This is a genomic window from Streptomyces sp. NPDC050263, assembly GCF_040655955.1.
In the GTDB taxonomy this organism is placed as follows: Bacteria; Actinomycetota; Actinomycetes; order Streptomycetales; family Streptomycetaceae; genus Streptomyces.
Genome location: NZ_JBFAKW010000234.1, coordinates 1 through 5,795, shown reverse-complemented (window position 1 = coordinate 5,795; position 5,795 = coordinate 1). Strand labels below are relative to the sequence as shown.

The window sequence follows — 5,795 nt, the reverse complement described above, 5'->3', positions numbered from 1 at the left end:
GTCCAGCGGGACCTGGGCATCGCGTTCGTCTTCATCGCCCACGACCTCGCCGTCGTACGGCACTTCTCGCAGCGCGTGGCGGTCATGTACCTCGGCCGGATCGTCGAGATCGCCGACCGCGAGGACCTGTACGGCAACCCGCGCCACCCCTACACCCGGGCGCTGCTCTCCGCGGTGCCCGAGGCCACGGTGGACGACACCCCGCGCGAGCGCATCCGCCTGACCGGCGACGTGCCCTCGCCGATCAACCCGCCGTCCGGCTGCCGCTTCCGCACCCGCTGCTGGAAGGCCACCGACAAGTGCGCGTCGGAGGCCCCGCCGCTGGTCCACGTCTCCGGCAACAAGCCCGGCCACCTGACGGCCTGCCACTACCCCGAGACGGCGGAGACGGCAGACGCCGCCCCGGCCACGGTCCCGGCGGCCCGCCTCGCCAAGAACGCGTAGCCGACAGCCCGACCCCGCACCGCACCGAAGGCCCTCGCTCCTGGCGCGGGCCTTCGTCCGTTCTTCCTCGCCTCCGGATCGGCCCGCTCGCTACCCTGAGCCATGGACTACGCGAAGATGCGGGCGATCGCCGAGGAGCTCTCGGGGTATGCCGAACGCCTGGAAGGGTCCTGGACCGTCGAGATCGGGCCTTCCGGGCCGTTCCTCGCCATGATGAGGCCTTCCAAGCGCCATGAGGGCACGGTCCGGCGTATCTGCAAGCAGTTGGACGAGCAGCTCCTCACCACGCACCCCGGCTACATCTGCGCGAACGGTCCTGAGATCGAGCACCCCGCGATCGGCCGGATGCGGCGTCCGGACGCCGTGGTGATCCCCGAGGACGTGCTCGACGAGGAAGGCCTCGCGGTCGACGCGACGCAGGTGCCGGCGGTCGTCGAGATCGTCTCCCCGTCCAACCCCGACAACGACTACGGCGACAAGCTCGCCGAGTACCCCGCCATGGGCATCGCCCACTACCTGATCGTCGATCCCCGCACCGGCACCATCGAGGTGCACTCCGACCCCTGCAAGGACCGCTACCAGCACAAGGACCCGTACATCTTCGGGGACACGGTGCCCTTCGGACCGTGGACGCTGGAAACCGCCGCCTTCCTTCGGTACGGGAAGACGCGGCACCAGGGCGTCGTCAGATTCTGACCCACGCGTCCGTGCAGTATCCATGCGCCACCCGAACACCTCGCACGCACAGTGGTGGCTCGCGTGGTTCGAGGTACGGGGGTACGTCATGGAGATTCAGCTGTTGGGGTGCGTGGAGGCGCGGGCGCGGTCCGGGGACAAGTTGCCGCTTCCGCATGGGACCAAGCTGTTGTTGGCGGCGCTGGCGTGGACCCCCGGCGGCTTCGTGGCCGACGAGGCGCTGATCGAGCGGGTGTGGCAGGAGCGTCGGCCCCAGCATCCCCGGGACGCCCTGTACATCCAGGCCACGCGGCTGCGGAAGGCGTTGCGGGCCGACGGGCGGCAGCGGGCCGAGGGGGTCGAGCTGGTGCGGAAGCGGGGCGGCTACATCCTCGCCGTCGAGGAGGACAGCGTGGACACCGCGCGGTTCCGGGCTCTGGTGCGCGAGGCTCAGCAGGCCGCCCGGGCCGGGGAGACCGACCTCGCCCTCGGGCACTACGGGCAGGCCCTGGAGCTGTGGCGGGGCGAGCCGCTGGCGGACGTCCGCACGGCCTGGGCGGAGTCGGCGCGGGTGGCGCTGCGGCGCGAGCACCGGGAGGCGCTGATCGGCAGCACGGAGCTGTTTCTGCGGGCGGGGCGGCACGAGGAGTGCCTGCCGCAGTTGCACTGGCTGGCCGAGATGCACCCCTTCGACGAGAAGGTCACGGGCCTGCTGATGCTCGCCCTGCACCGCGGCGGACGTCAGGCGGACGCGCTGGACTGCTTCCAGTTGCTGCGGCTGCGGATGGTCGACCTGCTGGGCTGTGAACCGGGTCCGGAACTGCGCTCCCTCCAGGAACGGATCCTCGCCCGCGACCCGCGGCTGCGGCTCGGCAGCGCGTACGCGGCGGCGTCCGCCGTCTGAGCCGACCGGCCGTCCGTCGCAGCCGGTTCAGCCGTCGCAGCCGGTTCAGCCGTCGAAGTGTTCGGTCAGGTACAGCGTCAGTCTGGATTCCGCGTCCGGAGGGAGCTCTTGATGACGGTGGTGGGGCAGCGGCGCGCCGGGCTCGGGCCGGTGGCCGATCGACCGGTACAACGACTCCGCCTCCGCCCGGGCCGTGTGCGCCGCCCCGGCGTCCCCCCGGGCCTCGTGGGCGGTTCCCAGGGCGGCGACGGCACGCGCGTGCACGAGGCGTTGGCCGGAGGCGTGGGCCAGGGCGGCAGCGCGGGTCGCCTCGGCGCCGGCGCGGGCCGCGCTGCCGGTGTCCAGGAGGGTCAGGGCGGCCGTCAGATGGACCCGCGGGAGGGTGAGGGGGTTGCCGTCGGCCGCGAGGCCCTCGGCCCGCTCCAGGCAGTCCAGGGCCTCGGCGGGGCGCTCCTGGGCGCGCGCCAGGTCGGCGCGGCCCAGCAGTACCTCGACGAGGCCCGCGCGGTGCCCGGTGCGCTCGGCGATCTCGAAGGCGGCGTCGAGGTGTTCGGCCGTCTCCTCGGCCCGGCCCGCGCGCAGTTTCACGGAGGCGATCCCGACCAGGCTGTCGACCTGGCAGTTGCGGTTCTCCACGCGTCGGGAGACGGCGAGGGCGTCCTCGTAGGCGAGGAGCGCGCGGTCGTCCCGGCCGGCGTCGGCGCGGACCCGGCCGAGCGCCTCCAGGGCCACCGCCTCGGTGTAGGTGGAGCCGGCGTCGCGGGACACGAGGAAGCAGGTGCGCAGCGCCGCCGTCGCCTCGTCGAACCGGGCCTGCTTCTGCCGGACCAGGGCGAGGTTGACGAGGGCCATCGCACGGTTGTGGTGGGCCGTGTCGCCGATCAGGTCGAGGGCCGTGCACGCCGCCTCCTCGGCCGCGTCGAGGCGGCCCAGGGTGAGGTTCAGGGAGGCCGTGTTGATCAGCATGATCTCTTCGTTCCTGACGTTCCCCAGGGTGCGGTAGAGGGCCAGGGCACGGTCGTAGCAGGGCAGTGCGCGGTGCAGCTCGCCCAGCAGCTTGAGGGTGACGCCCTTGCCCTGGAGGCTGCCGGCCTCGCCGTACGTCCAGCCGGCCCGGCGCGCCAGCTCCTCCGCCTCCTCGTACTCCGCCAGGGCGCCCCGCAGATCTCCGTTGCGCCAGCGGGCGCTGCCCAGGGACAGGCACATGGAGGCCTGGCCGACGTCGTCCCCGCCGCGTGCGGCCACCTCCCGGGCGAGGGTCGCCAGCCGCATCCAGTCGGACAGCGGACGACGGTGGTGGAAGAGGTCCTGGAGCGCGTCCACCAGCCACCACACGTACGGCGCGGGGCCGTGTTCGGCGGCGTGCCCGATCGCGGCGGCGATGTCGTCCCACTCGCCGTCGAACCAGGCGTACGCCTCCTCCGTCGTCCCGAACTCCCGTGGCAGGGAGCCCTCGACGGCGTCCGGGCGGTTGCGCATGACGTACAGGCCGACCGTGGCGGCCGCGTTGACGACGCTCTGGAGGTAGTGGTCGAGGGTCCGGGTGACGGCGGCGGCCCGCTCCTCGGCGGCGTCCTCGGCGGCCGTGCGGTCACGGGCGTACTCGTGCACGAGGTCGTGCCAGGCCGGGCGGCCGTACTCGACGTCGCGCAGCAGGTGCACGCGCTGGGCCAGCCGCAGCAGGTCGGCGAGGCTCCGCTCGTCCGTCCCGGCGGCAGCGGCGGCGGCCGGCACCGACCGGCCGGTGCCGGGCAGCACGCCCAGCGAGCGGAAGGCCCGGCGCGCCTCCTCCGGCAGCACCCCGTACGACAGGTCGAGCGCGGCCCGGACGGCGACGGACTCCTCGCCCTCGACGTGCAGCCGGGCCAGCCGCCCCCGGTCGGCGAGGTCGCGGACGTATGCCCGGATACTGCCTGGCCGGTCGCCGATCCAGGAGCCGGCGACGCACAGCGCGAGCGGCAGGTGGTCGCAGAGCTCGACGAGCCGCGCGGCCGCCTCTGGATCGGCGGCCACCGCCTCCGCGCCGACCGCGCCGCTGATCAGCTCCAGCGCGGCGGCGCTGTCGAGGACGTCGCAGGAGACCCGGAACGCGCCGTCCAGGGTGACCAGGCCGCTGAGCTTGTCGCGGCTCGTCACCAGCGTCAGTGAGCCCGCCGAGGCGGGCAGCAGCCGGCGTACGTACGACGCGTCGGCCACGTCGTCGAGGACGACCAGCACCCGGCGGTCCGCCAGCAGCGTCCGGTACAGCGCGGTCTGCGCCTCGGCGCCCAGCGGGATGTCGCGCGGGGCGCAGCCCAGGCCCTGGAGGAGCAGCGGCAGGGCCTCCTCGGGGGTCATCGGCTCGGCGTTGTCGAAGCCCCGCATGTCGAGGAAGAGCTGCCCGTCGGGGAAGCGGTCGGCGGCCCGGTGGGCCCAGTTGAGCGCCAGGGCGCTCTTGCCGACGCCGGCCGGTCCCACGATCACGGCGAGCGGTTCGGCCGTGTGCAGACAGGAGTCGAGGCGTTCGAGCTCCCGGCTCCGGCCGACGAAACGGCGTGGCGTGGGCGGGAGTTGGCGCGGCACGGGACGCTCGGGCGACGGCGGGTGGGCGGGCCGCGCGGACGGGCCGCTGCCGGAGATGCCGCCGCCCGCGCCGGTGCCTGCGGCGACGACGCCGCCGCCTCGCAGCAGGCGCTGGTGCAGGTCCCTGAGGTCGGCCGAGGGGTCCATGCCGAGTTCGTCCACCAGGCGCCGGCGCAGCGCGGTGTACAGCTCCAGGGCCTCGGCGCTGCGGCCGTCCTGGTGCAGGGCGCGCATCAGCAGGCCGTGCGGGCGTTCGCGCAGCGGATGGGCGGCGGTCAGCCGCAGGAGTTCGGCGATGGCCTCCCGGTGCCGACCGGTCTCGACCTCGGCCTCGGCCATGCCCTCACGGGCCACGAGGTGCAGTTCGCCGAGGCGTTGGCGTTCGGCCTCGCGCACCGCGACTTCCGACAGGTCGGTCAGCGGCTCGTCCCGCCAGAGCGCGAGGGCCTGCTCGCCGCACCGCCGGGCCGCCCGCCAGTCGCCGTCGGCCGCGGCCCGGGAGCCGTCCCGGATGAGGTTCTCGAAGGCGAGCAGGTCGAGTTCGTCGGGGCCCGCGTGCATGACGTAGCCGGGCCGACGGGTGGTCAGCAGCTCGGGTCCGGTGGGCCCGAGCGCGCGCCGCACCTCGGCGACGAGGGCCCGGACGCGGGCCGCGCCGGCGCCCGGCGGACGGTCGTCCCACAGGCACTGAATCAGCCGGTCGACGGAGACGACGTGGTTGGCGTGGAGCAGGAGCACCGCGCACAGCGCCCGTTGCCGGCCGGTGAGCACGACGGCCCGTCCGTCGATCTCGACGTCCAGGGGTCCGAGCAGGCGGAACCGGGGCCGTGGGGAGAGCATTCACAGAACGTAGTCCAGGGACAACGACCGGGCAACGCCGACCCTCACCAACGGTGACCGACGGACCACCAGGGGGCCGAGATCCGGCCAATATGGCGGCCAGGGGCCGCCCCCGCCGTCCCTGTCGCCGACGCGTGAAGCGGTGAAGCGGGGCGGGCGCCGCGTGTCCCCCGTTGGAGGCCCGCCCCGCACGAACAGTCTCGGCCGGCCGACTTTCCCGGCTCCTTCGCCGGTCTTTCATCGGCCTTTCACCACTGCCCGACCAGCGAAAACCCTCGTCTAGTGCCGCGGCAGGCAACGTTTGCCCGTCAAGGAGCGGCGTCCGGTGCGTGCTCTCGGTGTGCCGGCCGGAAGTCCTCGTACTGGACGT

General features: G+C 73.9%; 4 protein-coding genes. 3 read left to right on the top strand and 1 reads right to left on the bottom strand.

Annotated features, from left to right (window positions below):
* From AB0J04_RS45160 to AB0J04_RS45150, 3 genes are all read left to right on the top strand, one after another.
* A partial coding sequence (locus tag AB0J04_RS45160; RefSeq protein ID WP_363174552.1) for an ABC transporter ATP-binding protein occupies nt 1–444 on the top strand: 444 nt, incomplete at its 5' end.
* A gap of 102 nt (nt 445–546) precedes the next feature.
* Entirely contained in the window at nt 547–1,140 is a 594-nt protein-coding gene (locus tag AB0J04_RS45155) for a Uma2 family endonuclease (RefSeq protein ID WP_363174551.1), read from the top strand.
* 22 nt (nt 1,141–1,162) lie between these two features.
* Nucleotides 1,163–2,023: a BTAD domain-containing putative transcriptional regulator gene (locus AB0J04_RS45150; protein WP_363174550.1), complete on the top strand. Its 861-nt coding sequence runs from the start codon at nt 1,163–1,165 to the stop codon at nt 2,021–2,023.
* Between the two features lie 45 nt (nt 2,024–2,068).
* On the opposite strand, the gene AB0J04_RS45145 is transcribed toward AB0J04_RS45150, so the two are convergent.
* Complete coding sequence (locus AB0J04_RS45145) at nt 2,069–5,425, bottom strand: BTAD domain-containing putative transcriptional regulator (protein ID WP_363174549.1); 3,357 nt, start codon at nt 5,423–5,425, stop codon at nt 2,069–2,071.
* Between the last annotated feature and the right edge of the window lie 370 nt (nt 5,426–5,795).

Coding starts and splice junctions, on each gene's coding strand:
- AB0J04_RS45155 (WP_363174551.1), top strand. CDS start 547: ATGGACTACGCGAAGATGCGGGCGATCGCCGAGGAGCTCTCGGGGTAT.
- AB0J04_RS45150 (WP_363174550.1), top strand. CDS start 1,163: ATGCGCCACCCGAACACCTCGCACGCACAGTGGTGGCTCGCGTGGTTC.
- AB0J04_RS45145 (WP_363174549.1), bottom strand. CDS start 5,425: ATGCTCTCCCCACGGCCCCGGTTCCGCCTGCTCGGACCCCTGGACGTC.